Raw genomic sequence first — 26,973 nt, 5'->3', positions numbered from 1 at the left:
AACCGGAGGCCGCCTCTCACCCGTTCAGCCCAGGCCGGTCAACTTCCGTCCGCCGGGAACAGCTCCGGCTGGGGCGGCACGCTGCCGCGGGTGGTCCGGACCGGCGGGGTCATCCCCAGGTGCTGCCAGGCCGCGGCGGTGGCGATCCGCCCGCGCGGGGTGCGGGCGAGCAGGCCCTCGCGGACCAGGAAGGGCTCGGCGACCTCCTCGACCGTCTCGGCCTCCTCCCCCACGGCGACCGCGAGTGTCGACAAACCGACCGGCCCGCCGCCGAACAGCCGCAGCAGGGCGTCCAGCACCGCGCGGTCCAGCCGGTCCAGACCGCGGGCGTCCACCTCGTAGACGTCCAGCGCCTGGCCGGCGATCTCGGCGGTGACCACACCGTCGTGCCGGACCTGCGCGTAGTCGCGGACCCGGCGCAGCAGCCGGTTGGCGATGCGCGGGGTGCCGCGCGAACGCCCGGCGATCTCGGCCGCGCCCGCCGGGTCTATCTCCACGTCCAGCAGCGTGGCCGAGCGGTGCACCACCCGCTGCAGCTCGGCCGGGGCGTAGAACTCCATGTGCCCGGTGAAGCCGAAGCGGTCGCGCAGCGGCGGCGGCAGCAGGCCGGCCCGGGTGGTGGCGCCGACCAGGGTGAACGGCGGCAGCTCCAGCGGGATGGCGGTGGCACCCGGGCCCTTGCCGACGATCACGTCGACCCGGAAGTCCTCCATCGCCATGTAGAGCATCTCCTCGGCCGGCCGGGACATCCGGTGGATCTCGTCGAGGAAGAGCACCTCCCCCTCGGTGAGCGAGGAGAGGATCGCCGCGAGGTCCCCCGCGTGCTGGATGGCCGGGCCGGAGGTGATCCGGATCGGGGCGCCCAGCTCGGCGGCGATGATCATGGACAGGGTGGTCTTGCCCAGCCCGGGCGGGCCGCTCAGCAGCACGTGGTCGGGCGCGCTGCCGCGCTTGCGCGCCGCCTGGAGGACCAGGGACAGCTGCTCGCGCACCCGCTCCTGGCCGATGAACTCGTCCAGCAGTTTGGGGCGCAGCGCGGCCTCCACCGCCTGGTCCTCGCCGTCGGCGGCGGCCGTGACCAGCCGGTCAGCGGGTTCCTCGTACATCCTCGGGGGCTCCAGGGGTGTGAGCGGTGTCGACGGTGTCAGCGGTGTCGACGGTGTCGACAAACAGACAGGTCGTCAGGACGGGTTCAACGGGCGCGGTTCAGACCGCGCAGGGCGAGCCTGAGCAGCGCGCCGACGTCCGGTGCCTGCTGCGCCTCCGCCTCCGGGGTGACGGCCGCGACCGCCTCGTCCGCCTCGCGCGGGGCGTATCCGAGGCCGGTCAGCGCGGAGTGCAGCTGCTCGCTCCACGGCGCCGGGCCGCTCGCGACCGGCTTCTGCGCGGGCACCGCGCCGTGCGGGGCGCCCAGCTTGTCCTTGTACTCCAGCAGGAGCTTGGCCGCCTTCGCCTTGCCGATGCCCGGCACCGCGACCAGCGCCTTCTCGTCCCCGTTCGCCACCGCGGCGCGCAGCGCGTCGGGGCTGTGCACGCCGAGGATCGCCTGGGCCAGCTTGGGGCCGACGCCCGGCGCGGCCTGGAGGATCTCGAACACCGCCCGCTCGTCGTCGTCCGCGAAGCCGAACAGGGTCAGCGAGTCCTCCCGGACCACCAGCGAGGTCGCCAGCCGGGCCGACTCACCCAGCCGCAGGCCGGCCAGGGTGTTCGGGGTGCACTGGACGGCCATGCCGACCCCGCCCACCTCGACCACCGCGACTCCGGAGGCGATGGCCGCCACGGGTCCTTGTACGAAGGCGATCACCGGACAGTGCCTTTCACAGGAGAGGTGCCTTTCAGGGAAGCGGCTGTCAGCGGGGAGGTACGGGCGGCCTGGACGGCGGCCTGCAGCCGGTTGGTCGCCCCGCCGCGCCAGATGTGGCAGATCGCCAGCGCCAGCGCGTCGGCGGCGTCGGCGGGCTTGGGCGGGGCGTCCAGCCGCAGCAGGCGCTGCACCATGGCCGTGACCTGGGTCTTGTCCGCCCGGCCGGAGCCGGTGACGGCGGCCTTGACCTCGCTGGGGGTGTGCAGGGTGACGGGGATCCCGCGCCGGGTGGCGCAGAGCATCGCGACCGCGCTCGCCTGGGCGGTGCCCATCACCGTCCGCACGTTGTGCTGGGCGAAGACCCGCTCGACCGCGACCAGGTCGGGCCGGTGCTCGTCCAGCCAGCTCTCCAGGCCCTGCTCGACCAGCAGCAGCCGCTGCCCGATCTCGGCGTCGGCCGGCGTGCGCACCACGCCCACTCCGGCCATCCGCAACGGCCGCCCGGGAGCGCCCTCGACCACGCCGACCCCGCACCTGGTCAGTCCCGGGTCCACACCCAGCACCCGCACGTCACGCCCCGTCTCTCTCGGTGAGCCGCCACTCGCCCCGAGGCGAACGACCTGCGAAGGCTACCGCCCGGGTACGACAACCCGCGGACGACACCGGCCCGGCGGTCCTGGGACCACCGGGCCGGGCAGTGTGTACGGTCACTCGCCGTCGATCGATCGAAGCCGTGCCTACTCGGCGTCGAGCTCCGCACCGACCTCGTCCGGGATGTCGAAGTTGGCGAAGACGTTCTGCACGTCGTCGCTGTCCTCCAGCGCGTCGATCAGCTTGAGGATCTTGCGGGCGCCGTCGACGTCCAGCTCGACCTGCATGCTCGGGAGGAAGTTGGCCTCGGCCGAGTCGTAGTCGACGCCGGCGTCGACCAGCGCGGTGCGCACGTCGACCATCTTGGAGGCCTCGGAGACGATCTCGAAGGAGTCGCCGAGGTCGTTGATCTCCTCGGGGTCCTGGTCGAGGACGATCTCGAACAGCTTGTCCTCGTCCACGCCGTCCGCCTTGGGGACGATCACGACGCCCTTGCGGGTGAACAGGTAGGACACCGAGCCCGGGTCGGCCATCGAGCCGCCGTTGCGGGTCATCGCGACACGCACGTCGGAGGCCGCGCGGTTGCGGTTGTCGGTGAGGCACTCGATCAGGACGGCGACACCGTTCGGGCCGTAGCCCTCGTACATGATGGTCTGGTAGTCGGCGCCGCCGGCCTCCAGACCGCCACCGCGCTTGACGGCGCGGTTGATGTTGTCGATCGGGACCGAGCTCTTCTTCGCCTTCTGGATGGCGTCGTAGAGGGTCGGGTTGCCCGCCGGGTCGGGACCGCCGGTGCGCGCCGCCACCTCGATGTTCTTGATCATCTTGGCGAAGAGCTTGCCGCGCTTGGCGTCGATCACGGCCTTCTTGTGCTTGGTGGTAGCCCACTTAGAGTGGCCGGACATCGCCAGCTCCTTTACGTCGCCAAATGGAAATGAAACAGCTGAGATCTTACCGGTGTCGTCACCGGTGGGGCACACACGGCCACGGGGCCCTACTCGGCAGCGAGGTGCTCCTCGACCATCTTCACGAAGTAGGCGTGCACCCGGTGGTCGCCGGTGAGCTCCGGGTGGAACGAGGTGGCCAGCAGGTTGCCCTGGCGCACGGCCACGATCCGGCTCTCCGGCCCGTCCGCGCCGGGCAGTTCGGCCAGCACCTCGACGCCCGCGCCGACCGACTCGACCCAGGGGGCACGGATGAAGACGCCGTGCACCGGCGCGTCGTCCAGACCCTTGAAGGCGATCCCGGACTCGAAGGACTCGTTCTGGCGGCCGAAGGCGTTGCGGCGCACCGTCATGTCGATGCCGCCGACGCTCTCCTGGTCCTCCCGGCCGTCGAGGATCTTGTCGGCCAGCATGATCATGCCCGCGCAGGTGCCGTACACCGGCATCCCGGCGGCGACCCGCTCGCGGACCGGGTCCATCACGCCGAACAGCAGCGCCAGCTTGGACATGGTGGTGGACTCCCCGCCGGGGATCACCAGCGCGTCGACCTCGGCCAGCTCCTCGGCGCGGCGCACCGGGCGGGCGAGCGCGTCGGCCTCGGCCAGCGCCACCAGGTGCTCGCGGACGTCGCCCTGCAGGGCGAGGACGCCGATGACGGGAGTGCTCACGGTCTTCAACCTCAATCGATCGTTACTACGGGCGTACGCGGCGCGGCCCGCCGCACACCGAGGCGCTGCGGCGGGCCGGCGAAGGGGAGGGAGTGACTACCAGCCGCGGTTGGCGTAGCGCTCGGTCTCCGGCAGGGTGTCGCAGTTGATGCCGACCATGGCCTCGCCCAGGTTGCGGGAGGCGTCCGCGATGATCTTCGGGTCGTCGAAGAAGGTGGTGGCCTTCACGATGGCGGCGGCGCGCTTGGCCGGGTCGCCCGACTTGAAGATGCCGGAGCCGACGAAGACGCCCTCGGCGCCCAGCTGGCGCATCAGCGCGGCGTCGGCCGGGGTGGCCACGCCACCGGCGGAGAACAGCACGACCGGCAGCTTGCCGAGCTCGGCGACCTCCTTGACGAGCTCGTACGGGGCGCGCAGCTCCTTGGCGGCGGCGTACAGCTCGTTGTGGTCCAGCGCGCGCAGGTGGCCGATCTCGTTCTTGATCTGGCGCAGGTGGCGGACGGCCTCGACGACGTTGCCGGTGCCGGCCTCACCCTTCGAGCGGATCATGGCCGCGCCCTCGGCGATGCGGCGCAGGGCCTCGCCCAGGTTGGTGGCACCGCAGACGAAGGGGGTGGTGAAGGCCCACTTGTCGGAGTGGTTGACCTCGTCGGCCGGGGTCAGCACCTCGGACTCGTCGATGTAGTCGACACCGAGCGACTGCAGGACCTGGGCCTCGACGAAGTGACCGATGCGGGACTTGGCCATCACCGGGATGGAGACCGCCTCGATGATCTCCTCGATCATGTTCGGGTCGGACATGCGGGCCACGCCGCCGTCCTTGCGGATGTCGGCCGGAACCCGCTCCAGGGCCATGACGGCCACCGCGCCGGCGTCCTCGGCGATCTTCGCCTGCTCGGCGTTGACCACGTCCATGATCACACCGCCCTTGAGCTGCTCGGCCATGCCGCGCTTGACCCGGGCGGTACCGATCTGCGGCTGGTCTGCGGTGGTGGGGGTGGTGGACACGTGAGACCTCACTCGAAGATGAACCAGTGCTATCGCCCTATGGTAGGCGGAACGAGTGGCCCAACGATGTGCCACCAAGTCCAGCCCGGGCGACGGGATGCGACAAACGGGCCGTATCCGGGGGACAGCCTAGGGTCTGTCCTCGACCTCCCGTCGTCCGCCCGCAGGCGGGAGATTCGACCACAGACCCTACGCGGGCGCCCCCTCCGGCGTGAGGGCGGGCGGCGGAGCGTCGTCCATCTCGAAGGCCATCGGGAACGGCGCCTTGCCCGCCAGCCGGAAGTACCGCACCAGCCGGTGCTCCCGCACCGCCCGCGCCGCCCGCACCGCGTCGTTGTGGAACCGGCGGGCCATCGGCACCCGGCGCACCGCGGCCGTCAGATCGCGTACCGCCTCCTCGCCACCCGGCTCGGCCACCAGCGCCGCCACCTGCTCCGGCTCCTCCAGCACCGCCCGCAGCGCCAGGCTCAGCTGGCTCTCCGCCACCTCGCGCTGCTCGTCCTCGGCCTGCCGGGCCGCGTGCGCCGCGTCCAGCAGCAGCAGCGAGGCCGCCGGATCCAGCAGCGAGGACGTCGCCAGCTCCATCGCCACCGAGGCCCGGCGGACCAGCTGAGCGTCCAGCGCCGCGCGCGCCGCGTCGATCCGGGCGTGCAGCCGGTCCAGGCGCCCGGCCGTCCAACTCAGGTACATGCCGAACAGCACCACGGCCACGCCGGCCCAGATCCAGGTAGTCACGGACCGCTACGTTACCGGGTGTCACCGGCGGCCCAGCGCGGCGTCAGCCCCGGGGACGCTCAGGCCGTGGCGTGGCGGTAGCTGTCCCGGTCGATGTCCTCGATGTTCACCGCGGTGAACAGCCGGCCCCCCGGCAGCGGGGCGACGTGCTCGGCCAGCAGCGCGATGACGCCCTCGCTCAGCGCCGCCTTCGCCTCCGGCGAACGGCCCGGGAAGATCTGGAGCTCGACGTACACCTGGGCGTCGCCCTCCAGCCCGGTGCTGCCGACCACCAGCTCCTCGCTCTGCCGGAACAGCGTCTTGCAGGACTCCGGCTTCGCGTCGATGGTCTCCTCGGCCAGCCGGTTGATCGCCAGGCCCAGCGCCCGGCGGTCGAAGGTCCCGGCCAGGCCGGACGAGTAGTCGACTGAGATCTGCGGCATCGTTTCCCCCAAGGGTCACAGTGGTGCGTTCGGCCCGACCCTAACGCCGCTGACACGCCACCCCGTCCCCGGTCCCCGGGACCGGCCCGCGCTCAGTCCCTCGCGCGCCGCCCGCTGCGCACGTCCTCCTCGACCACCGCGGCCGCCCCGGCCGTCACCGTCTCGTACACCGCCAGGATGTCCGCGCCGACCGTCGACCAGTCGAAGCGCCGCACGTGCCGCGAGGCCGCCTTGCCCAGCTCGTCCAGCCGCGCCGGATCCCCCAGCAGCCGCAGCGCCGTACGGGCCAGCGCGTCCGCGTCCTCCACCGGGAACAGCTCCCCGGCGTCCCCGCCGTCCAGCACCTGCTTGAACGCGTCCAGGTCGCTCGCCAGCACCGGGGCGCCCGCCGACATCGCCTCCACCAGGATGATCCCGAAGCTCTCGCCCCCGGTGTTCGGCGCCACGTACAGGTCCACGCTGCGCAGCAGCCGGGCCTTGTCCCGGTCCGAGACCATGCCCAGGAACTCCACCTGCGCGCGGACCTCGGGGGCCAGGCCGGCCACGGCCTCCTCCTCGTCGCCCTTGCCCGCCACCAGCAGCCGCACCCCCGGCCGCTCGGCCAGGATCTTCGGCAGCGCCGCCAGCAGCGTCGGCAGGCCCTTGCGCGGCTCGTTGATCCGGCCGATGAAGCCGATCGTGCCCGGCTTCCCCGCCGCCGCGCCGCCCGTCCACCGCTCGTCCGGCTCGGCCCCGGCGAAGAACCCGACGTCCACCCCGTTCGGGATCACCACCGCGTCCCCGCCCAGGTGCTCCACCAGCGTGCGCCGGGCGTACTCCGACACCGCTATCCGGGCCCGCATCTTCTCCAGACCGGGCTGGAGGATCGGCGACGCCGCGATCATCGCCCGCGAACGCGGGTTCGAGGTGTGGAAGGTTCCCACCATCGGCCCGGTCGCCGACCAGGCCGCCAGCATCGACAGGCTCGGCGAGGCCGGCTCGTGCACGTGCAGGATGTCGAAGCGCCCCTCGCGCAGCCACCGCCGCACCCGCGCCGCCGACAGGATGCCGAAGCTCAGCCGCGCCACCGATCCGTTGTACGGCACCGCCACCGCCCGTCCCGCCGAGACCACGTACGGCGGCAGCGCCTCGTCGTCCTCGGCCGGTGCCAGTACCGACACCTCGTGCCCCAGACCGATCAGGTGCTCGGCGAGGTCCCGGATGTGGAACTGCACCCCGCCGGGGACGTCCCAGTCGTACGGGCAGACGATGCCGATCTTCACGGGTTCCTCAAGCTCCTTCGGGCAGGTCCTAGGGGCCGGGGCTCAGGCCCCGGAGGCCTCGGCGGCGGGGTCCGCCGCGGGCTCGGGACGCGCCGCCCCGGCGGCGCCGCCCCCCACCGTCTCACGGGCCGGCAGGTCGGCCAGCCAGAACTTCTGCAGCATGTGCCAGTCCTGCGGGTGCTCGCCGATCCCGCGCTGCCAGATGTCCGCCATCGCCTGGGTCATCGCCAGCGTCCGCGCCTTGCGGTCGCCCTCCTCGGGCACCGGCACCTCGGGGTGGATGGTCCCGCGCAGCACCGGGCCGTCGTACCACAGCGTCACCGGCAGCAGCGCCGCCCCGGTGCGCTGGCTCAGCGCCGCCGGCCCGGCCGGCATCCGGGTCGGCTCACCGAAGAACGACACCTCGATGCCCGCCTCCGAGAGGTCCCGGTCCCCCACCAGGCAGACCAGCTTGCCCTCGCGCAGCCGCCGGGCCAGCGTGCCGATCACGTTCACCCCGCCACCGGTCAGCGCCAGGACCTCCATGCCCTGGCCCTCCCGGAACGCGACGAACCGGTCGAACAGCCGCTCCGGCTTCAGCCGCTCGGCGACCGTGGTGAACGGGTGTCCCAGGTGCGCTATCCAGGTGCCCGCGAGGTCCCAGTTGCCCATGTGCGGCAGCGCCACCAACGCGCCCCGCCCGGACTCCAGCGCCTCCTCCAGGTGCTCCAGGCCGTCCACCTGGACGTCCCGGAGAACCCGCTCCCGGCTCCACACCGGCAGCCGGAAGGACTCCATCCAGTACCGCAGGTACGACCGCATCCCGGCCCGCGACAACCGCCGCAGCGCCGCCTCGTGCAGTCCCGGACGCACCCGGCGCAGGTTCGCCTCCAGCTGGAGCACCCGCGGACCCCGCCGGCGCCACGCGTAGTCCGCCAGCCGGTCGAACAGCCACCGCGCCACCGGCTCCGGCAGGTGCTTCAGCACCGCCCACCCCAGCGCGTACGCCCAGTACACCAGTCGGTCCGTCACCGCAGGACGCCCCCCGTCAACTCCCGGCCGCCGCTCGGTCGGCCTCGAACGCCTCCCGGCGAACGGTCAGCATCCGCTGGAACACCGTCACCAGGCTGCCCGCCGCCACCAGCCACAGCGCCACCGGCAGCAGCCACTCCACGTACGGCACCCCGAACTCGTGCAGACCCGCGACCCCGGCCGCCACCAGGCTGATCACCAGCCGCTCGGCCCGCTCCACCAGCCCCGACACGTCGCACGGCAGGCCCTGGCTCTCCGCCCGCGCCTTCGTGTACGACACCACCAGACCACTGGCCAGACAGAAGATGGCCACCGCGCACAGCAGGTTGTTGTCGCCCTTGCCCGCGTACCACATCGCCAGGCCGCCGAAGATCGCCGCATCCGCGACCCGGTCCAGCGTGGAGTCCAGGAACGCCCCCCACTTGCTGCTCCGGCCCAGCTGACGGGCCATGTTCCCGTCCACCAGGTCCGAGAAGATGAACAGCGTGATCGTGATGGTGCCCCAGAAGAACTCCCCGCGCGGGAAGAACACCAGCGCACCGGCCACCGAACCGGCGGTGCCGATCAGCGTCACGGCGTCCGGGCTCACGCCCAACCGGATCAGGAACGCGGCGAACGGGGTCAGAACACGTGTGAAGAAGGCACGCGCGTATTTGTTGAGCATGGCCTTCCCAGCCGCTCCGATCTCCCAGGTACCCGCCTGGCGCAGCACACGGCGGCAGACGGCCGGACGAATGAGCCCGCCCGGCGCACCCATCGTAGCCACGCCCGGGACGGCCTCCGTCGCACGCACCGCCGGACGGCACCCCGGCCACCGCCCACACACGAACGGTCACACGACACGCGCCTGGCGGGACCCGACCCTAGACTGCCAAAGACAGCCTCGGCGCCACGGGAGGAGACCCCGATGCCCGACCGCAGCACCGCACGAGCCGGCCAGGCGCCCGCCGTCACCGGCCCGCAGGACCTGCGCAACGTCGTCCTCATCGGCTCCAGCGGTGTGGGCAAGACCACGCTCGCCGAATCCCTCGCCCTCGCCGCCGGCGCCATCGGCCGCGCCGGACGCGTCACCGACGGCACCACCGTCTCCGACCACGAGGACATCGAGCACCAGCAGCAGCGCTCCGTCCAGCTGTCCCTGCTCCCGCTCGAATGGAAGGGCGTCAAGATCAACCTGATCGACCCGCCCGGCCACCCCGACTTCGCCGCCGACCTGCACGCCGCCCTGCACGCCGCCGACGCCGCCGTCTTCGTCGTCTCCGCCACCGACCCGGTCACCGCCCCCACCCGCGCCCTCTGGCGCGAGTGCGCCGCCGAGGGCATCCCCCGCGCCGTCGCCGTCGCCAAACTCGACCTCGCCCGCACCGGCTTCGACGACATCCTCACCGCCTGCCACGACGCCTTCGAACTGGGCCCGGACACCCTGCGCCCGCTCTTCCTGCCCGTCCTCCACGACGGACACCCCGACGGCAGCGTCGACCTCCTCACCGGCGACACCTACGGCGACGCCGCCCCCCTGCCCGACACCGCCCCCGCCCACGACAGCCTCGTCGAGGCCATCTCCGGCCAGGACGACACCCTCATGGAGCGCTACCTCTCCGGCGACCCCCTCGACACGGAGGCCCTCGAAGCCGGAATGCGCCGCGAAGTCCTCTCCTGCGCCCTCCACCCCGCGGTCCCCACCAGCGAGAACGGCCTCGGCGCCGCCGAACTCCTCGACCTGATCGCCCACACCTTCCCCAACCCCACGGAACGCACCCGCCCCGCGCCGGCCTGCGACCCCGACGCCCCGCTCGCCGCCCAGGTCGTCCGCGTCACCGGCGACGCCTACGTCGGCCGGATCAGCCTGCTGCGCCTGTACGCCGGCACCCTGCGCCCCGACACCAAGATCCACCTGGTCGGGCCCGCCCACACCGCCGACCAGAACGGCGACGAACGCGTCACCGGGCTCACCAGCCCCTTCGGCAAACTCCAGCGCCCCGTCCCGCACGCCGTCGCCGGCGACCTCGTCTGCGCCGCCAAACTCACCACCGCCCGGGCCGGCGACACCGTCCACGACCCCGGCCACCCCGTCGAACTCGACGCCTGGACCCTCCCCGAACCCCTGCTCCCGATCGCCGTCGAAGCCCACAGCAAGGCCGATGACGACAAGCTCTCCCAGGCCCTCACCCGGCTCGGCGCCGAAGACCCGGCCCTGCGCCTCGAACAGAACCCGGACACCCACCAGCTCGTCCTCTGGTGCACGGGCGAGGCCCACGCCGAGGTCGTCCTCGACCGGCTGCGCACCCGCCACGGCGTCCACGTCGACACCGTCGAACCCAAGGTCGCCCTGCGCGAGACCTTCGGCACCGCCGCCGCCGGCCACGGCCGCCTCGTCAAGCAGTCCGGCGGCCACGGCCAGTACGCCATCTGCGACCTCGAAGTCGAACCCCTCCCGGCCGGCTCCGGCTTCGAGTTCCAGGAACACGTCGTCGGCGGCGCCGTCCCCAAGCACTTCATCCCCTCCGTCGAGAAGGGGGTGCGCGCCCAACTCGCCAAGGGCGTCGCCACCGGCCACCCGCTCGTCGACGTCCGGGTCACCCTCACCGACGGCAAGGCCCACTCCGTCGACTCCTCCGACGCCTCCTTCCAGAACGCCGCCGCCCTCGCCCTGCGCGACGCCGCCGAGCACGCCGTCATCCGCCTGCTCGAACCCGTCGCCGCCGTCAGCATCCTGCTGCCCGACGAGTACCTCGGCGCCGTCCTCGGCGACCTCTCCGCCCGCCGCGGCCGTGTCCTCGGCACCGAGACCGGCGGCCAGGGAGTCACCCTGCTGCGCGCCGAGGTCCCGGAACTCGAGCTCGTCCGCTACCCGGTCGACCTGCGCTCGCTCACCCACGGCACCGCCGAGTTCTCCCGCGCCTACCTGCGCCACGAACCCATGCCCGCCGCCCTGGCCGACCGCTACACCGACTGAACGGGCCCCCGCCGCGGCAGCGCACACGCGGCCGTGCCCCCCGGCATCCGGTGACGGTTGCGCGAGACCCAGCGGTACACCACGCCCGCCACCGGACGCACCGGCCCCAACGTCAACAGCGCACCCAGGTACGCCCAGGCGCCCCCGGTGCGCATCAGCAGCCGTGCAACCGCCTGCGCGCCCCCGTACACCCGGCCCGCCGGCGTCACCCACAGCACCTCGCGCTCGGCCCGCTCCGGCGACACCTCACCCCGGCCACCCGCCAGCGCGTCCAGCTCCGCCAGCTCCGCGAACTGGAACGGCACCGCCTCCCAGCCACCCGAGGCCAGCGTCTGCCGCAGGTACCTCTCCCCCCAGCGCACGCAGGACGAGCAGAACGCGCAGTCCCCGTCGAAAACCAGCACCGGATCCTTCACGGTAACCCCCTTCGTCGATTCCACCGCCCATCCTCCTCCACCCCCGCCCGACGGCCCCGGGCGGGTATCGACCCGACCGAAAGCGGGCATCATGCCCCTCGGACGGAGCGCGGCCGGAACGTGACGGTTCGTCACGGTACTTCGGACGATCATCCGCGCGGGGGTGCCACGGCACGATAACCTGCCGCTGACAAGGGGAGGAGGGGACGCCACCGTGACCACACTCGACATGACCCCGGGTGCGCAGATACCCCGGACCGACGCCGGCCCGCAGACCGCCGTCACCCAGGCGCTCTCCTCGGCCGCCTACCGCGACGGAGAGGTCGGCGCGTTCGTCGCCGAGGTCACCGACGCCAAGGAGAAGAAGGGCCGCTTCGCCCTCTTCCGCCCCAACCTCGGCGAGGCCTTCAGCAAGGCGCTGATCTCCCGCGCCCTCGGCGGCGACCGCAAACCCCTCGTCCCGTCCTTCGGCGTGGACACCCGCCAGGTCGTCGAACACTGCCTGGCCGCCGAGGAACTGCGCCACGCCCGCGACCGGCAGCTCAGCACCGTCTCCGTCGTCACCGGCCTGCTGTTCCTCCCCGGCACCCTGATCTGGCTGGGCGCCTTCCAACTGCGCGCCTGGCTCAAGCGGGACAACGCCCGCGGCGCCGACACCTACGGCGCCCTCGCCCTCATCGCCGCCGCCGTCCTCGCCGCCTTCCTGCTGCTCCGCCCCCCGGCGGAGGGCGTCCTCGGCATCTACCTGCGGATCACCATGCTCGCCCCGGTGCTCGGCTGGTACCTCGCCCGCCGCATCGTCGAGCGCTCCGCCAAGGACCTCCGGGCGCGCTGGCAGGACCTGGTCGAGGGCAGCGCCGTCGCCGCCACCGTCGCCAAGGCCGTCCCCCGCGACGACCTCGACAAGAAGGCCAACGAGCTGCGCGACAAGCTCGGCCGCCTGGACGCCGAACAGGAGACCAACGTCCACCACTACGCCGGCCCCAAGGGCATCCTCGGCGCCGGCCGCCGCTGGGGCGAGTGGCGCCTCGCCGACACCCTCCACCCCGCCGAGGGCCACGTCGACTTCCGTGCCTTCCACCCCTGGGACCTGGTCCGCCGGATCTCCGCCCACCTCAAGGGCCTCGGCGTCAGCCACGTCGCCAACAGCGGCATCCCCAACGTCGCCATCAAGCAGTGGGCGGTCTTCGACATCAGCGAGGGCGCGGACGAGATCAGCCGCCCCGGCGGCGCCGACATGGACGGCGAGCGGATGCGCGACTTCGCCGTGCAGAGCCTCGCCGACAAGCAGACCTTCCCCGGCGGCCCCCGGCACTACCTGGCCACCCAGTTCATCACCCACGACGGCAAGCTGGTCATCACCTTCACCGTGACGGTGACCCTGCTCGCCAACGTGCTGAGCATCTCGGTGGCCGGCTACGCGCTCGGCCCGGTCAAGGGCGTCTTCTTCGACAAGCCGAAGGACAAGGAGAAGACGATCCCCAAGACGGTGAAGTTCTGGGAGGAGCGCACCGTCAAGCTGCCGTTGATCGACAACGACGAGGTGGTCCGCCAGGCCGTCCGCGCCCCCTTCCACAAGATGCCCGGCCTGCTCGGCTGGCTCGGCGGCGGCCTCGGGCTGCCCGAGCCCTTCGGGCTGCGGCACGCCTGGGTCGCCACCGCCTGGAACAACCGCTCCATGGTCGACAACGCGCTCAACGCCTCCGTGCCGGTGCTCAACGCGGTGCACACCGCCACCCTGGAGTTCCTCCAGGAGCACGACCTGGACGCCGACCGCTTCTTCAAGAACCGCACCTCGATCATCAAGTCCGAAGCGCAGGGCAGCCGCCCGTACAAGGTCGACCAGTTCGACGCCGGCTGATCCGGACGTACGAAGAGGGGCCTGCCACCGAACTCGCCGGTGGCAGGCCCCTCTTCGTACGGTCCTGCGGGCTCAGCCCTGCGGCCAGACCTCGGCCAGCATCTTGCGGGTGTCCGCCAGCAGCTGCGGCAGCACCTTGGTGTGGCCGACCACCGGCATGAAGTTGGTGTCCCCGCCCCAGCGCGGCACCACGTGCTGGTGCAGGTGCGCCGCGATCCCGGCCCCGGCCGCAGCGCCCTGGTTCATCCCGATGTTGAACCCGTGCGCCCCCGAGGCCGCGCGCAGCGCGGTCATCGCCCGCTTGGTGAAGTCCGCCAGTTCGACCGTCTCCGCCTCGTCGAGGTCGGTGTAGTCGGCGACGTGCCGGTACGGGACCACCATCAGGTGCCCGCCGTTGTACGGGTACAGGTTCAGCACCGCGAACACGGAGCTCCCCCGGGCGATGACCAGCCCGTCCTCGTCGCTCAGCGACGGGATCGAGCAGAACGGACAACCGTCGTCCGGAGCCGGGCCGGTGGGCTTGTTCTCACCCTGGATGTACGCCATCCGATGGGGGGTCCACAGGCGGCGGAAGCCGTCCGGCTCACCGACACCCCGCTGCAGTTCCGGCTCAGTCGTCATGCTGATCAGCATATTCGCCCAGCCGTGCTTGCAAAGCCGCGCGGGGCAGACTCTTGAAGAGCCTGCCCCGCGCGTGGTCGTCCGACTACGGCGTCACACCTGGACGCGGTTGTTCACGGCCTCGACGATCTCGGCGACGGCATCCGCGACCGGAACGCCGTTCTTCTGCTCGCCGTTGCGGTAGCGGAAGGAGACCGCGCCCGCCTCGACGTCGTCGTTGCCGGCGATCAGCATGTACGGGACCTTGGACTTCTGCGCGTTGCGGATCTTCTTCTGCATGCGGTCGTCCGAGGTGTCCACCTCGACCCGGATCCCGTGCTTCCTGAGTTCGGCCGCGACCTCCAGCAGGTACGGCACGTGCTCGTCGGTGATCGGGATGCCGGTCACGGTGACCGGGGCCAGCCACGGCGGCATGGCACCGGCGTAGTGCTCCAGCAGCACCGCGAAGAAGCGCTCGATCGAGCCGAACAGCGCGCGGTGGATCATGACCGGCCGCTGACGCGAACCGTCCGCGGCGGTGTACTCCAGGTCGAAGCGCTCGGGCAGGTTGAAGTCCAGCTGGATGGTCGACATCTGCCAGGTGCGGCCGATGGCGTCCTTGGCCTGCACCGAGATCTTCGGGCCGTAGAAGGCCGCGCCACCCGGGTCCGGCACCAGCGGGAGCCCCTGCTTCTCGGCGACCGAGGCGAGAACGCGGGTGGCCTCCTCCCAGGCCTCGTCCGTCCCGACGAACTTCTCCGGGTCCTTGGTCGACAGCTCCAGGTAGAAGTCGGTCAGACCGTAGTCACGGAGGAGGTTGAGCACGAAGGTCAGCGTCGAGTCGAGCTCGTCCGCCATCTGCTCGCGGGTGCAGTAGATGTGGGCGTCGTCCTGGGTGAAGCCGCGGGCACGGGTCAGACCGTGCACGACGCCCGACTTCTCGTAGCGGTACACCGTCCCGAACTCGAAGAGGCGCAGCGGCAGTTCACGGTACGAGCGGCCGCGCGCGTCGAAGATCAGGTTGTGCATCGGGCAGTTCATCGGCTTGAGGTAGTAGTCCACGCCCTCGTCGAGCTGCATGGGCGGGTACATGCCGTCCGCGTACCAGTCGAGGTGGCCGCTCTTCTCGAAGAGCTTCCCCTTGGTGGCGTGCGGGGTGTAGACGAACTCGTAGCCCTCTTCCTCGTGCCGCTTGCGCGAGTAGTCCTCCATGGCGCGGCGGATGATGCCGCCCTTGGGGTGGAAGACGGCGAGGCCGGAGCCGATCTCCTCGGGGATGGAGAAGAGGTCGAGCTCGTTGCCGAGCTTGCGGTGGTCGCGCTTCTCGGCCTCGACCAGGAAGTCCAGGTGGGCCTTGAGCTCGTCCTTGGTCGGCCAGGCGGTGCCGTAGATGCGCTGCAGCATCGGGTTCTTCTCGCTGCCGCGCCAGTAGGCGGCCGCGTTGCGCATCAGCTTGAACGCCGGGATGTGGCGGGTGCTGGGCAGGTGCGGGCCGCGGCAGAGGTCGCCCCAGCACTGCTCGCCGCTCTTGGCGTCCAGGTTGTCGTAGATGGTGAGCTCGCCGGCGCCGACCTCGACGTCGGCGCCCTCGCCGGCGGTCGCGGCGGAGCCCTTGAGGCCGATCAGCTCCAGCTTGTACGGCTCGGCGGCCAGCTCCTCGCGGGCGGCCTCGTCGGTGACCACGCGACGGGAGAACTTCTGCCCGCGCTTGATGATCTCCTGCATCTTCTTCTCGATGGCCTTGAGGTCATCGGGGTGGAAGGGCTTCTCGACGTCGAAGTCGTAGTAGAAGCCGTCCTTGACCGGCGGGCCGATGCCGAGCTTGGCCTCGGGGTAGAGCTGCTGCACGGCCTGGGCCATGACGTGCGCCGTGGAGTGGCGCAGGATGTCGAGGCCGTCCTTGCTGTCGATCGCGACCGGCTCGACCTCGTCGCCGTCCTGGACGGCGTAGGCGAGGTCCTTGAGCTGGCCGCCGACGCGGGCGGCGATGATCGAGCGGTCGTCGGCGAAGAGCTCGGCGGCCGTAGTGCCCGTCGTCACCACGCGCTCTTCCCGATCGGGTTCGCGGCTGATGATTACCCGGACGTCCGTCACCGGTCTCTCCTGACGTGCTGGATTCAGAGGACGCAACACTGCGCTGCGCGTGACGATGGTACCGAGAGCGTCACCCGCGCCGCGCACTCAGGACCGCTCTCCCCTTTCCTGGAGCCCCTTGAGCAGCCGCTCGCGCTCGTCCTCCCCCCATCCGCACAGCTCCAGGCCGTGGGGCCGGGTCAGCCGGCGGAATCCGTCGCGCCGCTCCAGGCGTCCGGAGACCCGGACCGGGAGGCCGGAGAGGTGGGCCTCGGCGGCGAGCCGGTAGTCGGCGTCGGGCAGGCGCAGCTTGAGTTCGCGGACGTCGGCGCCGTCGAGCACCCGCAGCCGCACCGAGCCCGGTCCGGAGGGGTCGGCGCGCTTGAGCCGGACCACCACCGCGAGGACGGTGACGTCGACGGCGGGTTCGATCCGTTCCAGCAGTTCGGCGGCTTCGGTGAGGGCGGGCAGGTCGCCGGGCGAGAAGTCGAGGTCGATGCGGCGGTCGCCGAACCCGCCCGGGGTTCCGGCGGCGGGCGACCAGGCGACGGTGAGCCGGGCGGCGGTGGCCCCGCGCACCAGGTCCTCGACGGACCGGACGAGTTCCCGGCTGACCCCGGAGCCGACGGCGTTCTCGAAGGCCGCGGGCCCGCCGCTGACCCGGCGGTAGTCGACGGCGTCGCGCAGCGCCTCCAGGGCGCGGACGAGTGTGGTGACGGCGGTCCGGCCATCGGGGGCGGGGGTGTAGGCGGTGAGGGCCGCGCCCTGTTCGACGACACCCTGTTCCACGAGCAGGACCCGGTCGAGGAAGTCCCCGGCGAGGCCGTCCAGCCGGGCGCCGTAGTAGGCGGCGGTGGCGCGGCCGGCCTTGGCCCCGGCGGCGAGCATCGCGCGGGCCGCCCGCTGGAGCACTTCCGCGTCGTCCCAGGGGGTGGCGTCGGCGGTGCCGGGCAGTTCGCGGCGCCAGCTCAGCTCGTCGCCGGGGACGGCGAGGGCGAGCAGGATCGAGCGGGCGGAGGGGGTGCGGGAGCGGGAGAGGGCGGTGACGGCGTCGGTGAGGAGCTCGACGGCGTCGTCGAAGCCGTCCGCGGTGGGGACGAGGAGGCTGGTGCCGGGTTCGCCGTCGGGCGGGGTCCAGCGGCCGTACCGGGCGGCGGGTCCGCCGCGGCGGGTCCAGCCGTGCCGGGCGAGCAGGGTGGCGAGCACCGCGGGGTCGACGGTGGCCGGGTCGGGCAGGGCCGGGGCGTGGCCCTCCGGTCGGTGCGGCAGGGTCATGGGCGGGGTTCCTCGCTGCCGGGGCCGGGTGGTCACGGGCTGTCGCCCGCGCCGACCCGGGCCATGATGTCGCAGAGGGCGCGGTCGTCGAAGACCTTGTCGGTGGGCACCCGGACGTTGGTGCGCCGCTGCCCGGTGACGGGGTGGCCGGCCAGGTTGACCCAGTAGCAGCAGTGCCGCAGTTCGAGGGCGTCCGGGCGGGCCCGGAGCCAGTGGTCGACCCGGCGGGGCAGCAGCATCACGACCAGGATGCGCGGGACGGCGACCCGGGCGCGGGCGAGCTTGCGCAGGTGGTCGTTGTCGAGGGTGAAGCTGAAGAAGGGTCCGGCGGGGTCGGGCGCGATCTGCTGGGTCGCCTTGAGCTGGATCTTGATGGTGACCTCGTCGTCCACCTCGTGCTCCCGGGAACCGTGGCTGACCTGCCAGTCGATGCCGTTGTCCGGGAACGGTTGGGAGAGCGAGCAGCCGGCCGCGGCGGCGACCGCGTGCAGGTAGCCGACCTGCAGGGTCTCCATGCACGCGGTGACCGCGAGGTTCCCCCTGAGTGCGGCCGCCGCCCCGTCGGGCTGCGGCTGGGTCAGTGCCATCGCCCCGTGGCCTCCCCCGGCTCCGGGCCCGTCCGGATTCGGACGGGACTGTCGTGGGCAGGATCCCCGGTCGGGGCTGGGCCAAACGGGTTGAGCGGGCGTCAGAAACGGGTATCACCCGGGCGCGGAACGCACGCCTGAGGGGCAGTCATGCAGCAGCACTGGTACACCGGCCCACTCGCTTCCTTCGACACCGAGACGACCGGCGTGGACGTGGAGACCGATCGGATCGTCTCCGCCGCCCTGGTCGTCCAACTCGCCCCGGGCGCACCGGCGCAGACCACCACCTGGCTCGCCGATCCGGGCGTGCCGATCCCGGACGGGGCCCGGGCGGTGCACGGCATCACCGACGAGCGGGTCCGGGCGTACGGCCGGCCGGCCCGGGTGGTGGTGGCGGAGGTCACCCGGGCGCTGGCGGCCCAGGCACGGGCCGGCCGTCCGGTGGTGGTGATGAACGCGCCGTACGACCTGACGCTGCTGGACCGGGAGTTGCGCCGCCACCACGGGCTGACGCTGAACGCCGGGCTGGAGGGCGCCGGGCTGGTGGTACTGGATCCGCGGGTGCTGGACAAGCACGTGGACCGCTACCGCAAGGGCCGCCGGACGCTGACCGACCTGTGCGCCCACTACGGGGTGGACCTCAGCGGGGCGCACGACGCGGCGGCGGACGCGACGGCGGCCATGTCACTGATCCGGCGAATAGGCGCCCGCTATCCGGCGGCGCTGGGCGGGCTGTCGGCGGCGGAACTGCACCTGCGGCAGGCGGTCTGGCACGCGGCGCAGGCGCGCGGGCTGCAGGCCTGGTTCGACCGGTCGGGGACGCCGGAGCGGGTGGACCTGTCCTGGCCGCTGCGGCCGGCCCGGTGCGTGTGCGGCCGCCGGCTGGAGCCGGAGCACGGGTGCCAGGCGGCGGCCTAGGCCCCGGGGAACGCCGCAGGCCCCGACCGGTTTCCTGGTCGGGGCCTGCGTGCTGTCCGGTGGGCGATACTGGGATCGAACCAGTGACCCCTTCGGTGTGAACGAAGTGCTCTCCCGCTGAGCTAATCGCCCGGGCAACGAGAAGAACTGTAGCACCATTCGGGGGCGGTCGTACAACTCGCTCTTCCGGGGTACGGCCGACGGATCCACAGAACTCGCGCTCCGCGCGGAAGGTGACTGAGCCTCAGCCGGATTTGCGGCCGGCACTTCGGCGGACATTCCGGAAATACATGTGAGGCCCAGCCGATAATCGACTGGGCCTCACATATCACAATGCATTCCGGTGGGCGATACTGGGATCGAACCAGTGACCCCTTCGGTGTGAACGAAGTGCTCTCCCGCTGAGCTAATCGCCCGGGTGCAGGGAAAACATTACCGCATCCCGGAGGGTGCTCCGAACACCCCGCCCGCCGACCGACCCCGCCCCGGGCGCCCGGGCGGCACCCGCCCGGGCCGGCCCCGGCGCCCAGGGGCCCCCGGCCCGTACCCCCGCCTCCCGTCCGCGCGCACGACTCGTCGGTCCCGGCCGCACCACCCGCTCCCCTGTTCCCGGCCCGCTCGGCGCTCCGTACCGACCGGGTACGGAGCGGCCCGGAATCCCGGCCGAGAAGAACCGCCGGTAATGCCCCGGGCGGGTACTCCGTGACGATTCCGCAATGCGCCGTAAGGGGTACGACTCGCGCCCGAATCGGGACAGAGGGGTTTACATCGGTCTTGGGGGTGGGATGGTCCGTTCGCCGACGTGCGATTCCCCGAGCGCACACTGAGCGAAAGGCCATGGCGCTTATGAACACCACGGTCAGCTGCGAGCTGCACCTGCGCCTCATCGTGTCCAGCGAGTCCTCACTGCCCGTCCCCGCGGGCCTGCGCTACGACACCGCCGACCCCTATGCCGTGCACGCCACGTTCCACACGGGCGCCGACGAGACCGTGGAGTGGGTGTTCGCCCGAGATCTCCTCGCGGAGGGGCTGCACCGACCCACTGGTACCGGCGACGTCCGGGTGTGGCCGTCGCGCAGCCACGGGCAAGGGGTGGTCTGCATCGCACTGAGCTCTCCGGAAGGAGAAGCCCTGCTGGAGGCCCCGGCCCGGGCGCTTGAGTCGTTCCTCAAGCGGACGGACGCCGCGGTGCCCCCCGGCACCGAACACCGTCACTTCGACCTCGACCGGGAGCTGTCCCACATCCTCGCCGAAAGCTGACCCCGACCGTAGGCGGTCCAGCCCCGCTGTCGGCGGGGCCGTACTCCCTGCCGTCATCGCAGCCGTCCTACTCGGGGGCACGGCAGCGGACTCAGCCGCGCACGACGCGGCCTCGGGGGCCGGTGGACGGCCCGCTCCCACCGGAGCGGGCCGACAGCACCGCAGGCGCCCGGCACCGGAGCCGGCCATCCGTACGGGTGGCCGGCCTCGTTGCCGGGTGCCTCCGTCGTGCCCAGGGCCGTACGGCGGGGCCGGAACGGGGTCCGGCGATCGCTTTGGGACACTCTGCCGGGATACGTACACGCCTTCGAACGAACGCGCCGCCCTTACGCCCCAAGGGCCGGTATGGTCTGGGGTAACCGTGGACGCGGGGTACCGGAGTCCCCCTGCGCGAGGAGTCCCAACGTGCTGATCACCCATGACACCGAGTGCGCGCTGAGCATCCTCGTCGATCTGCTCAACACCGCGCCCGAGGTGTGCGGCGACGAGCGGCTGCCGGACGTCGCCGCACTGGGCGCCTTCGTGAGCCGCCAGGAGATCAGCGAGATCGACTCGCTCACCGAGGACGACCTGCGCCAGGTGCAGGAGCTGCGCACCCGGCTGCGGGACGTGTTCGGGACCGAGTCCACCGAAGAGGCCGCCGAACTGGTCAACGCGATCGTCGCCGCCGCCGGGACGACGCCCCGGCTGGTCAACCACGACCACCACGACTGGCACATCCACTACTTCGCGCCGCACGCCGCGCTCGGGCCCCACCTGGCGGCCGAACTGGGCATGGCGCTGACCTTCATCCTGATGGCCGGCGAGCGGGAGCGGCTGCGCAGGTGCGAGGCGCCGGACTGCGCGCGGGTCTTCGTGGACCTCTCCCGGAACCGCTCGCGGCGCTACTGCGACAGCCGTACCTGCGGCAACCGGCTGCACGTCGCCGCCTACCGGGCGCGGCAGCGGTCGGCGGAGGCCGTCGCCTCCGCCTGACGGCCTCCGCCGTGTGCCGCGTACCCGTTCGTCCGCGGGCCTGCGGGCCCGCCGCTCAGATGCCGCGCTTGCGGAGGATCTCCTCGATGTCGGCGAAGTCGCCGAGACCGTCGTCCCGCTTGCCCTTCTGCTGCTTCCCGGGCGTCTTGGGCGCCTGGCCGGCCGGGGCCACGGCGGGGCGCTCGGGGGCCGCTCCGGCGGCGGCCGGACGCTCCGCCGGGGCCTCCACGGCGCCCCGGCGGCCCACCCAGCGGGTGGTCACCAGCAGGGCGGCGGAGACGCCGAGCAACACGATGCCGGCCCACACCCGCGGGTCGAGGACCAGCTTGGCCGCCCAGTCGGCGAACTCCCGGCCGATGGTGCTCGCCAGCGGGAACAGCCCGGTCAGGTAGAGGCCGGCGGGCAGCAGCGCCACCGCGAACCAGCGGGTGGCCGAGAGGAACCGTCGCCGCCAGGCACGCAGGCCGGCGACGGCCACCCCGCCGGCCGTGAGGAGGAAACTGATCGCGGCGGTCAGCACGAGTGGGCCCCTTCGCTTCCGATCGTCCTGGTCATCGGTGCCTCCCTGTCGGTCCGCCTCGGGCGCACCGCCGGGCGGGAGCGGGCACCCACTAGTGGAACACTGGGGGGATGATCGATGGTTCCCTCCCCCGCCTTGAGTTCTGGTGCGACCTCCAGTGCCCGGACTGCCGTACCGCGCTGGACGACGTACGGGCGCTGCGCGCGCAGTACGGGGACGCGCTCGCCGTTGAGCTGCGGCACTTCCCGCTGGAGAAGCACAAGCACGCCTACGCCGCGGCGGAGGCGGCCGAGGAGGCGTTCGACCAGGGACTGGGGTGGCCGTTCGTGGAGGCGCTGCTGGCCCGGGTCGAGGACCTGGACGCGCGGGGGCAGCAGGTGCTGCTGGAGGTGGCCCGGGAGGTCGGGGCGGACGTCGAGGAGGTCGACACCGCACTGGTCGACGGCCGGCACATGCTGACCGTGGACGCCGACCAGGCCGAGGGCAAGGCGATCGGGGTCACGGGCACGCCGACGTACGTGATCGGTGGGCAGCGACTGGACGGCGGGAAGAGCCAGGAGGGGCTGCGCGAGCGGATCGTCGCCGTCATCGAGGCGGCCCGGGCGTCCTGACTCCGTGCACTGACGGCGCGTCAACTCCTCACAGCTGCTTGCCGTAGCAGCGGTTGACCACCCGGTAGCCGAGCGAGGCGTAGAGCCGCAGGGCGACCTCGTTGCCGGAGAAGACGTTCAGGCCGAGTTCGCGCACTCCGGCGGCCAGGCACTCGCGTTCGGCGAGCAGCATCAGGGTGCGGCCGTGTCCCCGGCCCCGGTGGGCCGGGGACACCTCGACCACCATGACCCAGGCGAGCGGGGTGCCGTCCGGCAGGTCGCGCAGGTGGAGGTCCACCCAGAGCGAGCCGAGCGGTTCCGCGGCCGCCCGGTCGTCGCCGTCCGCCGGGTAGAGGTGGCGCAGGGCGACGCCGGGGGTGTCGGCGCCCTGCTGGAGGACGCTGCGGTGGTCCAGGGCCGATTTGGCCCGGGCCTGGTCCTCGGTGAGGCCGGAGGCCGTCAGCGAGCGGACGTACTCCCGGGCCGACCGGTCCAGCCAGGACGGGAACTCCCCGGCGCCGATCGGGCGGACGGTGACGCCGTCGGGCAGGGGCGGGACGGCGGTCAGGCGCTTGCCCAGGTTCCGCATCCGCTCGGTGTAGCCGAGGGTGGCGGCGAGCCCGCGGGCGGCCCGGGCGGACTCGGGGACGACCACGTCCACCCGGGCGCAGCCCCAGGTGCGAAGCACTTCCTCCGCTGCCAGCGCGCCGAAGGTGCCGCGGCCCCGGCCGCGGCCCTCGGTGATCTCCAACTCCGATATCTCACCCCACAGTTGGCTGCCGTGGCGGGTGGCGGTGGTGCGAAGCGCGCCGACCTGGTGGCCGTTGGTGAGGATCCGCCAGCGTCTGGTGCGGCCGCCGGCCGTGGTGGGTGTCTCCGGGCCCTCGGGGCGCAGCGTGGTGGTCATGTGGTGGTCCCTTCCCCTCGCCGGGAAGGTTATCCGCGCCGCCCGTGGCGTCTGCCCGGGGCGCCGGCCCGGGGGTGGGATCAGGGGTCGAGGTCGTCGCCGCTGCGCTCGGCGAAGACGGTCATGGCCTTGGCGGTGACCGGGCCGGTGCCGGGCAGTTCGCGGTCGTCGACGCGGGTGACGGCCTGGACGTCGCGGGTGGTGGAGGTCAGGAAGATCTCGTCGGCGTCCTGGAGGGCGCCGAGCGGGAGGTCGGCCTCCTCGGCGCCGCACCAGTCGATGACCAGCTGCCGGGTGATGCCGGCCAGGCACCCGGAGGCGAGGGTGGGGGTGAGCAGGCGGCCGCCGATGACCACGAAGACGTTGGAGCCGGTGCCTTCGCAGAGTCGGCCGGCGGTGTTGGCGAACAGTGCCTCGGAGGCGCCGGCACGGTGGGCGGCGGCGAGGGCGACGACGTTCTCGGCGTAGGAGGTGGTCTTGAGGCCGGCGACGGCGCTGTGTTCGTTGCGGCGCCAGGGGACGACGGAGACGGCGGTCTCGTCGGGGCGGCGGTTGATGGCACCGAGGGCGACGACCAGGGTGGGGCCGGTGGTGCCGCGCTCGGAGCCGAGCGGGGCGTTGCCTCCGGTGTAGGTGACGCGCAGGCGGCCGAGCGGGGTCGGGTTGGCGGCGAGGACCTGGGCGCAGGCCTCGCGGACCAGGTCGTGGTCGGGGTCGGGAAGGCCGAGGCCGCGCGCGGAGCGGGTGAGCCGGTCGAGGTGGCGGGTGACCGCGAAGGCGCGGCCGTCGACGGCCTTCAGGGTCTCGAAGACGCCGTCGCCGGTGGTGAGGCCGTGGTCGAGGACCGAGACGACGGCCTCGGCGGAGTCGACGAGGGTGCCGTTGACCCAGCTCGTGGTGCGGTTGTGCATCGGGTCTGCTCCTAGGCGCGGTGCGGCTCGTGGTCGGTGCCGGTGTCGGTGTCGGTGTCACTGCCGGTTTCGCTGCCCGACGCTATCGCGACCAGGCGGGCGGCCTTCAGTTCGGTTTCCGCCCATTCGCGCTCGGGGTCGGAGCCCCAGGTGATGCCGGCGCCGGTGCCGAAGCGCAGGACGGGTGCCTGCGGGTCCTGCCGGTCGAGCCAGAAGGTGCGGATGCCGACGGCGAGTTCGCCTTCGCCCCGGTCGGCGTCGACCCAGCCGACGGCGCCGCAGTAAGGGCCGCGGGGGGCGGTCTCCAGGGCGTCGATGATCCGCAGGGCGCTGGACTTGGGGGCGCCGGTGACCGAGCCGGGCGGGAAGGTGGCGGCGAGCAGTTCGGCCCAGCCGGCGCCCTCGCGCAGGGTGCCCTCGACCGTGGAGACCAGGTGGACCAGGCCGGGGTGTTTCTCGACGACGCAGAGGTCGGGGACGGTGACGCTGCCGGTCTCGCAGACCCGGCCGAGGTCGTTGCGGACCAGGTCGACGATCATCACGTTCTCGGCGTGGTCCTTGTCGAGGAGGTCGTCCTCGGTGCGGCCGGTGCCCTTGATCGGACCGGAGGAAACGGTGCGTCCGCTGCGGCGCAGGTAGAGCTCGGGGGAGGCGGTGGCGATCTCGACGCCGTGCTCGGGCAGGCGGATGGTTCCGGCGTACGGAGCGGGGTTGCCGTGGGCGAGGAGGCCGGTGAGGGCGTCGATGTCGCTGCGGTCGGGGTCGGGCAGCGGCGCGGACAGCACTCGGCAGAGGTTGGCCTGGTAGACCTCGCCGGCGGCTATGTGCTCGCGGATGCGGCGTACGCCCGCGGTGTAGGCGGCGCGGTCGAGGGAGCTGTGCCAGCTGCCGGCGTCCGGGCCGTGCCAGCCGGCGCCCGAGGGTGGGGCGGGGGCGGGGCGGACGTCGTCGAAGCGGGCGCAGGTGAGCCGGCCCTCGAAGTCGTGGGCGACGGCCCAGTAGCCGGAGGATTCGAGCGCGGCCGGATCCGAGGTGACGTCGCGCAGCCCGGTGGCCACGCGGCCTCCGAAGCGGGCGAGCGGGGTGCGGGGGTCGGGGTGGCCGGACACGGTTCTCCTGCGCGGGGTGGTGCTGAGCGGCGGTGCCTGAAGTGTAGGTCGGGGGGCGCGGCTGCGGTCGGGCGCGGAGCCTCCCGCGCCCCCGCGTACGAGCAGCTGAGTGCGTCGGGCGGGTGTGCGCCCGGTGACCTGCGGATGATCGTCCGGGAGCGCCGCAGGTGGTGGTCGGTGACCGGCCCGAAGCGCTGACGGGACGGCACTCGACGGGGCATCCCCTCGGCACGCTGCGGGAACGGATTTTTAGCTGGCCCGGGAATCCGCTAGAGTTCAACACGTCGCCGGGGAGCGCAGCCGAAGAAAAGCGGTGAAGATCCCGGGAGACACGCGGACGTGGCTCAGTTGGTAGAGCATCACCTTGCCAAGGTGAGGGTCGCGAGTTCGAATCTCGTCGTCCGCTCGATGGAGAACAGTGTAAGATCGTTCTTCATGTGTTGCCTGGTGGAGTGGCCGAGAGGCGAGGCAACGGCCTGCAAAGCCGTGTACACGGGTTCAAATCCCGTCTCCACCTCCGAGAGGCTCCCCCGGTTCTTCCGGGAGACCTCCCCGCGCGATTAGCTCAGCGGGAGAGCACTACCTTGACACGGTAGGGGTCACTGGTTCAATCCCAGTATCGCGCACGTCGGGTCCTCCGGGATCTGCTGCAGGACCGCCTCACCAGGCGCGATTAGCTCAGCGGGAGAGCACTACCTTGACACGGTAGGGGTCACTGGTTCAATCCCAGTATCGCGCACAGTAACGGGCCCTTCGAGGCCTGCTGCACAACCGCCACATCAGGCGCGATTAGCTCAGCGGGAGAGCACTACCTTGACACGGTAGGGGTCACTGGTTCAATCCCAGTATCGCGCACAGTAACGGCCGAGGCCGCGATCCGTCAGGGTCGCGGCCTCGGTCCTTTGCGTTCCGGCGGTGGTGCACGGCTGGATGGAAGGCTGGGGGCTGGAAAGAGAAGAGCCGCGTACGGTCGCCCTCACCGACGTCCGTACGCGGCGTCTCCGCCTGCCGGGGCGCTCTGCGCACCGCTCTCGCCCGTCCGCGTGTCATCGCGGCCGCGGCCTCCCCGGCGGCACTGCTCCCCGTCCCCTGGGGATCAGTGCCCGTCCTGTGTGTTCCTCTTTCCGTGACTTCCGTGGCCTCGTTGGCTTCCGTGACCTCGGCGGCCTGGGCGGCCTGGGCGGCCTCCGCGGATCCGGCGGCCTCAGCGGCCGATCAGATCGGCCAGGGTTTCGGCCTGGTTCGCCATCTGCTCCCACCCGCCGAACAGCAGCACCAGGAGCACGGCGCACGGCAGGGCCATGGCCAGCGCCACGGCGGGGTGCCGGGTGGGCTTCTCGGCGGACCGGGGCTGGGTGAAGGCCGGCCGCCGGCGGCGGGTGGCGCCCGTCTGCTGCGTTGCCATGGCCTTGCTCCTGATCCGGTCGACTGGGCGCGGTGGACGGCTTACCTCGGGGGACGAGCTCCCCGTCCACCGCTGGGCACAACGCTATTCGTCAGGGGGCCGTTCGGACGTCATGCCGTCGTACTGTTCCTCGGGCATCCCCGAGGATGACGCTCAGACTCAAGG

Annotated in this window: 27 protein-coding genes and 7 tRNA genes; 11 read left to right on the top strand and 23 right to left on the bottom strand. The window is 72.3% G+C overall.

Annotated elements, in window-relative coordinates:
* Positions 1-38 precede the first annotated feature (38 nt).
* The 11 genes from ruvB to pgsA form a co-directional block, all read right to left on the bottom strand.
* Positions 39-1,106 carry a Holliday junction branch migration DNA helicase RuvB gene (gene ruvB, locus ACIRVF_RS13255; RefSeq protein ID WP_402816391.1) on the bottom strand — a complete coding sequence of 356 codons (1,068 nt, stop codon included), beginning with the start codon at positions 1,104-1,106 and terminating at the stop codon, positions 39-41.
* An 86-nt stretch (positions 1,107-1,192) separates the two neighbouring features.
* Positions 1,193-1,804: a Holliday junction branch migration protein RuvA gene (ruvA, locus tag ACIRVF_RS13250; protein WP_402816390.1), complete on the bottom strand. Its 612-nt coding sequence runs from the start codon at positions 1,802-1,804 to the stop codon at positions 1,193-1,195.
* Positions 1,801-2,373 (bottom strand): crossover junction endodeoxyribonuclease RuvC, encoded by a 573-nt coding sequence (gene ruvC / locus ACIRVF_RS13245; protein WP_402816389.1) that lies wholly within the window; start codon positions 2,371-2,373, stop codon positions 1,801-1,803. The genes ruvA and ruvC overlap by 4 nt, the downstream gene beginning before the upstream one ends.
* Positions 2,374-2,541: 168 nt before the next feature.
* Positions 2,542-3,300 carry a YebC/PmpR family DNA-binding transcriptional regulator gene (locus ACIRVF_RS13240; protein ID WP_402816388.1) on the bottom strand — a complete coding sequence of 253 codons (759 nt, stop codon included), beginning with the start codon at positions 3,298-3,300 and terminating at the stop codon, positions 2,542-2,544.
* An 89-nt stretch (positions 3,301-3,389) separates the two neighbouring features.
* Positions 3,390-4,007 (bottom strand): pyridoxal 5'-phosphate synthase glutaminase subunit PdxT, encoded by a 618-nt coding sequence (gene pdxT / locus ACIRVF_RS13235; protein WP_402816387.1) that lies wholly within the window; start codon positions 4,005-4,007, stop codon positions 3,390-3,392.
* Positions 4,008-4,103: 96 nt separating this feature from the next.
* The gene (gene pdxS, locus ACIRVF_RS13230; protein WP_030286348.1) at positions 4,104-5,015 is read right to left on the bottom strand and encodes a pyridoxal 5'-phosphate synthase lyase subunit PdxS; all 912 of its coding nucleotides are present in this window, start codon (positions 5,013-5,015) and stop codon (positions 4,104-4,106) included.
* A gap of 189 nt (positions 5,016-5,204) precedes the next feature.
* Entirely contained in the window at positions 5,205-5,705 is a 501-nt protein-coding gene (locus tag ACIRVF_RS13225; protein WP_396241412.1) for a hypothetical protein, read from the bottom strand.
* Positions 5,706-5,809: 104 nt separating this feature from the next.
* Entirely contained in the window at positions 5,810-6,172 is a 363-nt protein-coding gene (locus tag ACIRVF_RS13220; protein WP_402816386.1) for a 5-carboxymethyl-2-hydroxymuconate Delta-isomerase, read from the bottom strand.
* 92 nt (positions 6,173-6,264) lie between these two features.
* Positions 6,265-7,434, bottom strand: coding sequence for a glycosyltransferase family 4 protein (locus ACIRVF_RS13215; protein ID WP_402816385.1), 1,170 nt, complete (start codon positions 7,432-7,434; stop codon positions 6,265-6,267).
* A gap of 42 nt (positions 7,435-7,476) precedes the next feature.
* Positions 7,477-8,445 carry a phosphatidylinositol mannoside acyltransferase gene (locus ACIRVF_RS13210; protein ID WP_402816384.1) on the bottom strand — a complete coding sequence of 323 codons (969 nt, stop codon included), beginning with the start codon at positions 8,443-8,445 and terminating at the stop codon, positions 7,477-7,479.
* A 16-nt stretch (positions 8,446-8,461) separates the two neighbouring features.
* Entirely contained in the window at positions 8,462-9,109 is a 648-nt protein-coding gene (gene pgsA, locus ACIRVF_RS13205) for a phosphatidylinositol phosphate synthase (RefSeq protein WP_030286338.1), read from the bottom strand.
* Positions 9,110-9,352: 243 nt separating this feature from the next.
* Here pgsA and ACIRVF_RS13200 point away from each other — a divergent pair, with 243 nt between their 5' ends.
* A complete protein-coding gene (locus tag ACIRVF_RS13200; RefSeq protein WP_402816383.1) occupies positions 9,353-11,401 on the top strand; it encodes an elongation factor G-like protein EF-G2 in 2,049 nt (682 codons plus the stop codon).
* Here the strand turns inward: ACIRVF_RS13200 and ACIRVF_RS13195 are convergent.
* Positions 11,389-11,817, bottom strand: coding sequence for a thiol-disulfide oxidoreductase DCC family protein (locus tag ACIRVF_RS13195; RefSeq protein ID WP_402816382.1), 429 nt, complete (start codon positions 11,815-11,817; stop codon positions 11,389-11,391). The two genes, ACIRVF_RS13200 and ACIRVF_RS13195, sit on opposite strands and share 13 nt — an antisense overlap.
* A gap of 214 nt (positions 11,818-12,031) precedes the next feature.
* Between ACIRVF_RS13195 and ACIRVF_RS13190 the strand changes: the two genes are divergently transcribed.
* A complete protein-coding gene (locus ACIRVF_RS13190; protein WP_402816381.1) occupies positions 12,032-13,678 on the top strand; it encodes a hypothetical protein in 1,647 nt (548 codons plus the stop codon).
* A 72-nt stretch (positions 13,679-13,750) separates the two neighbouring features.
* On the opposite strand, the gene ACIRVF_RS13185 is transcribed toward ACIRVF_RS13190, so the two are convergent.
* The 4 genes from ACIRVF_RS13185 to ACIRVF_RS13170 form a co-directional block, all read right to left on the bottom strand.
* Positions 13,751-14,311 carry an HIT domain-containing protein gene (locus tag ACIRVF_RS13185; RefSeq protein WP_030286330.1) on the bottom strand — a complete coding sequence of 187 codons (561 nt, stop codon included), beginning with the start codon at positions 14,309-14,311 and terminating at the stop codon, positions 13,751-13,753.
* An 81-nt stretch (positions 14,312-14,392) separates the two neighbouring features.
* Positions 14,393-16,372, bottom strand: coding sequence for a threonine--tRNA ligase (gene thrS, locus ACIRVF_RS13180; RefSeq protein WP_402816380.1), 1,980 nt, complete (start codon positions 16,370-16,372; stop codon positions 14,393-14,395).
* A gap of 87 nt (positions 16,373-16,459) precedes the next feature.
* Positions 16,460-17,626 (bottom strand): hypothetical protein, encoded by a 1,167-nt coding sequence (locus ACIRVF_RS13175; protein WP_402816379.1) that lies wholly within the window; start codon positions 17,624-17,626, stop codon positions 16,460-16,462.
* A gap of 32 nt (positions 17,627-17,658) precedes the next feature.
* The gene (locus ACIRVF_RS13170; protein ID WP_402816378.1) at positions 17,659-18,213 is read right to left on the bottom strand and encodes a DUF4365 domain-containing protein; all 555 of its coding nucleotides are present in this window, start codon (positions 18,211-18,213) and stop codon (positions 17,659-17,661) included.
* Between the two features lie 150 nt (positions 18,214-18,363).
* Here ACIRVF_RS13170 and ACIRVF_RS13165 point away from each other — a divergent pair, with 150 nt between their 5' ends.
* Positions 18,364-19,131 (top strand): 3'-5' exonuclease, encoded by a 768-nt coding sequence (locus ACIRVF_RS13165; protein ID WP_402816377.1) that lies wholly within the window; start codon positions 18,364-18,366, stop codon positions 19,129-19,131.
* A gap of 60 nt (positions 19,132-19,191) precedes the next feature.
* Here ACIRVF_RS13165 and ACIRVF_RS13160 read toward each other — a convergent pair.
* A tRNA-Val gene (locus ACIRVF_RS13160) sits at positions 19,192-19,263 on the bottom strand.
* A gap of 212 nt (positions 19,264-19,475) precedes the next feature.
* A tRNA-Val gene (locus tag ACIRVF_RS13155) sits at positions 19,476-19,547 on the bottom strand.
* A gap of 430 nt (positions 19,548-19,977) precedes the next feature.
* On the opposite strand from ACIRVF_RS13155, the gene ACIRVF_RS13150 reads away from it, so the two are divergent.
* The gene (locus ACIRVF_RS13150; RefSeq protein ID WP_030056266.1) at positions 19,978-20,391 is read left to right on the top strand and encodes an SsgA family sporulation/cell division regulator; all 414 of its coding nucleotides are present in this window, start codon (positions 19,978-19,980) and stop codon (positions 20,389-20,391) included.
* A 405-nt stretch (positions 20,392-20,796) separates the two neighbouring features.
* Positions 20,797-21,366, top strand: a complete 570-nt coding sequence (locus ACIRVF_RS13145) for a CGNR zinc finger domain-containing protein (protein ID WP_402816376.1) — start codon at positions 20,797-20,799, stop codon at positions 21,364-21,366.
* A 55-nt stretch (positions 21,367-21,421) separates the two neighbouring features.
* Here the strand turns inward: ACIRVF_RS13145 and ACIRVF_RS13140 are convergent, their stop codons facing one another.
* Positions 21,422-21,886, bottom strand: a complete 465-nt coding sequence (locus ACIRVF_RS13140; protein ID WP_402816375.1) for a hypothetical protein — start codon at positions 21,884-21,886, stop codon at positions 21,422-21,424.
* A gap of 110 nt (positions 21,887-21,996) precedes the next feature.
* On the opposite strand from ACIRVF_RS13140, the gene ACIRVF_RS13135 reads away from it, so the two are divergent.
* Positions 21,997-22,497 carry a DsbA family protein gene (locus ACIRVF_RS13135; RefSeq protein ID WP_402816374.1) on the top strand — a complete coding sequence of 167 codons (501 nt, stop codon included), beginning with the start codon at positions 21,997-21,999 and terminating at the stop codon, positions 22,495-22,497.
* 28 nt (positions 22,498-22,525) lie between these two features.
* Here ACIRVF_RS13135 and ACIRVF_RS13130 read toward each other — a convergent pair whose 3' ends face one another.
* From ACIRVF_RS13130 to ACIRVF_RS13120, 3 genes are all read right to left on the bottom strand, one after another.
* Positions 22,526-23,383: a GNAT family N-acetyltransferase gene (locus tag ACIRVF_RS13130; RefSeq protein WP_402816373.1), complete on the bottom strand. Its 858-nt coding sequence runs from the start codon at positions 23,381-23,383 to the stop codon at positions 22,526-22,528.
* A gap of 80 nt (positions 23,384-23,463) precedes the next feature.
* Positions 23,464-24,294 carry an aminotransferase class IV gene (locus ACIRVF_RS13125; protein ID WP_402816372.1) on the bottom strand — a complete coding sequence of 277 codons (831 nt, stop codon included), beginning with the start codon at positions 24,292-24,294 and terminating at the stop codon, positions 23,464-23,466.
* 11 nt (positions 24,295-24,305) lie between these two features.
* Positions 24,306-25,403, bottom strand: coding sequence for a chorismate-binding protein (locus tag ACIRVF_RS13120; RefSeq protein ID WP_402816371.1), 1,098 nt, complete (start codon positions 25,401-25,403; stop codon positions 24,306-24,308).
* Between the two features lie 333 nt (positions 25,404-25,736).
* Here ACIRVF_RS13120 and ACIRVF_RS13115 point away from each other — a divergent pair.
* The 5 genes from ACIRVF_RS13115 (at position 25,737) to ACIRVF_RS13095 (ending at position 26,258) form a co-directional block, all read left to right on the top strand.
* Positions 25,737-25,809 (top strand) — tRNA-Gly (locus ACIRVF_RS13115).
* A gap of 40 nt (positions 25,810-25,849) precedes the next feature.
* Positions 25,850-25,920 (top strand) — tRNA-Cys (locus ACIRVF_RS13110).
* A 37-nt stretch (positions 25,921-25,957) separates the two neighbouring features.
* Positions 25,958-26,029, top strand: a tRNA-Val gene (locus tag ACIRVF_RS13105).
* Positions 26,030-26,070: 41 nt separating this feature from the next.
* A tRNA-Val gene (locus ACIRVF_RS13100) sits at positions 26,071-26,142 on the top strand.
* 44 nt (positions 26,143-26,186) lie between these two features.
* Positions 26,187-26,258 (top strand) — tRNA-Val (locus ACIRVF_RS13095).
* A 349-nt stretch (positions 26,259-26,607) separates the two neighbouring features.
* Here the strand turns inward: ACIRVF_RS13095 and ACIRVF_RS13090 are convergent.
* The gene (locus ACIRVF_RS13090; RefSeq protein ID WP_402816370.1) at positions 26,608-26,808 is read right to left on the bottom strand and encodes a hypothetical protein; all 201 of its coding nucleotides are present in this window, start codon (positions 26,806-26,808) and stop codon (positions 26,608-26,610) included.
* Between the last annotated feature and the right edge of the window lie 165 nt (positions 26,809-26,973).

It is taken from the genome of Kitasatospora sp. NPDC101157 (genome assembly GCF_044768255.1).
In the GTDB taxonomy this organism is placed as follows: Bacteria; Actinomycetota; Actinomycetes; order Streptomycetales; family Streptomycetaceae; genus Kitasatospora.
This window is presented reverse-complemented; position numbering and strand designations above follow the sequence as displayed.

Bases quoted from the DNA above. Each gene is read 5' to 3' on its own strand.
- ruvB (WP_402816391.1), bottom strand. From the start codon at position 1,106: ATGTACGAGGAACCCGCTGACCGGCTGGTCACGGCCGCCGCCGACGGC.
- ACIRVF_RS13240 (WP_402816388.1), bottom strand. From the start codon at position 3,300: ATGTCCGGCCACTCTAAGTGGGCTACCACCAAGCACAAGAAGGCCGTG.
- ACIRVF_RS13225 (WP_396241412.1), bottom strand. From the start codon at position 5,705: ATGTACCTGAGTTGGACGGCCGGGCGCCTGGACCGGCTGCACGCCCGG.
- ACIRVF_RS13220 (WP_402816386.1), bottom strand. From the start codon at position 6,172: ATGCCGCAGATCTCAGTCGACTACTCGTCCGGCCTGGCCGGGACCTTC.
- pgsA (WP_030286338.1), bottom strand. From the start codon at position 9,109: ATGCTCAACAAATACGCGCGTGCCTTCTTCACACGTGTTCTGACCCCG.
- ACIRVF_RS13200 (WP_402816383.1), top strand. From the start codon at position 9,353: ATGCCCGACCGCAGCACCGCACGAGCCGGCCAGGCGCCCGCCGTCACC.
- ACIRVF_RS13185 (WP_030286330.1), bottom strand. From the start codon at position 14,311: ATGCTGATCAGCATGACGACTGAGCCGGAACTGCAGCGGGGTGTCGGT.
- ACIRVF_RS13175 (WP_402816379.1), bottom strand. From the start codon at position 17,626: ATGACCCTGCCGCACCGACCGGAGGGCCACGCCCCGGCCCTGCCCGAC.
- ACIRVF_RS13170 (WP_402816378.1), bottom strand. From the start codon at position 18,213: ATGGCACTGACCCAGCCGCAGCCCGACGGGGCGGCGGCCGCACTCAGG.
- ACIRVF_RS13165 (WP_402816377.1), top strand. From the start codon at position 18,364: ATGCAGCAGCACTGGTACACCGGCCCACTCGCTTCCTTCGACACCGAG.
- ACIRVF_RS13150 (WP_030056266.1), top strand. From the start codon at position 19,978: ATGAACACCACGGTCAGCTGCGAGCTGCACCTGCGCCTCATCGTGTCC.
- ACIRVF_RS13135 (WP_402816374.1), top strand. From the start codon at position 21,997: ATGATCGATGGTTCCCTCCCCCGCCTTGAGTTCTGGTGCGACCTCCAG.
- ACIRVF_RS13130 (WP_402816373.1), bottom strand. From the start codon at position 23,383: ATGACCACCACGCTGCGCCCCGAGGGCCCGGAGACACCCACCACGGCC.
- ACIRVF_RS13125 (WP_402816372.1), bottom strand. From the start codon at position 24,294: ATGCACAACCGCACCACGAGCTGGGTCAACGGCACCCTCGTCGACTCC.
- ACIRVF_RS13090 (WP_402816370.1), bottom strand. From the start codon at position 26,808: ATGGCAACGCAGCAGACGGGCGCCACCCGCCGCCGGCGGCCGGCCTTC.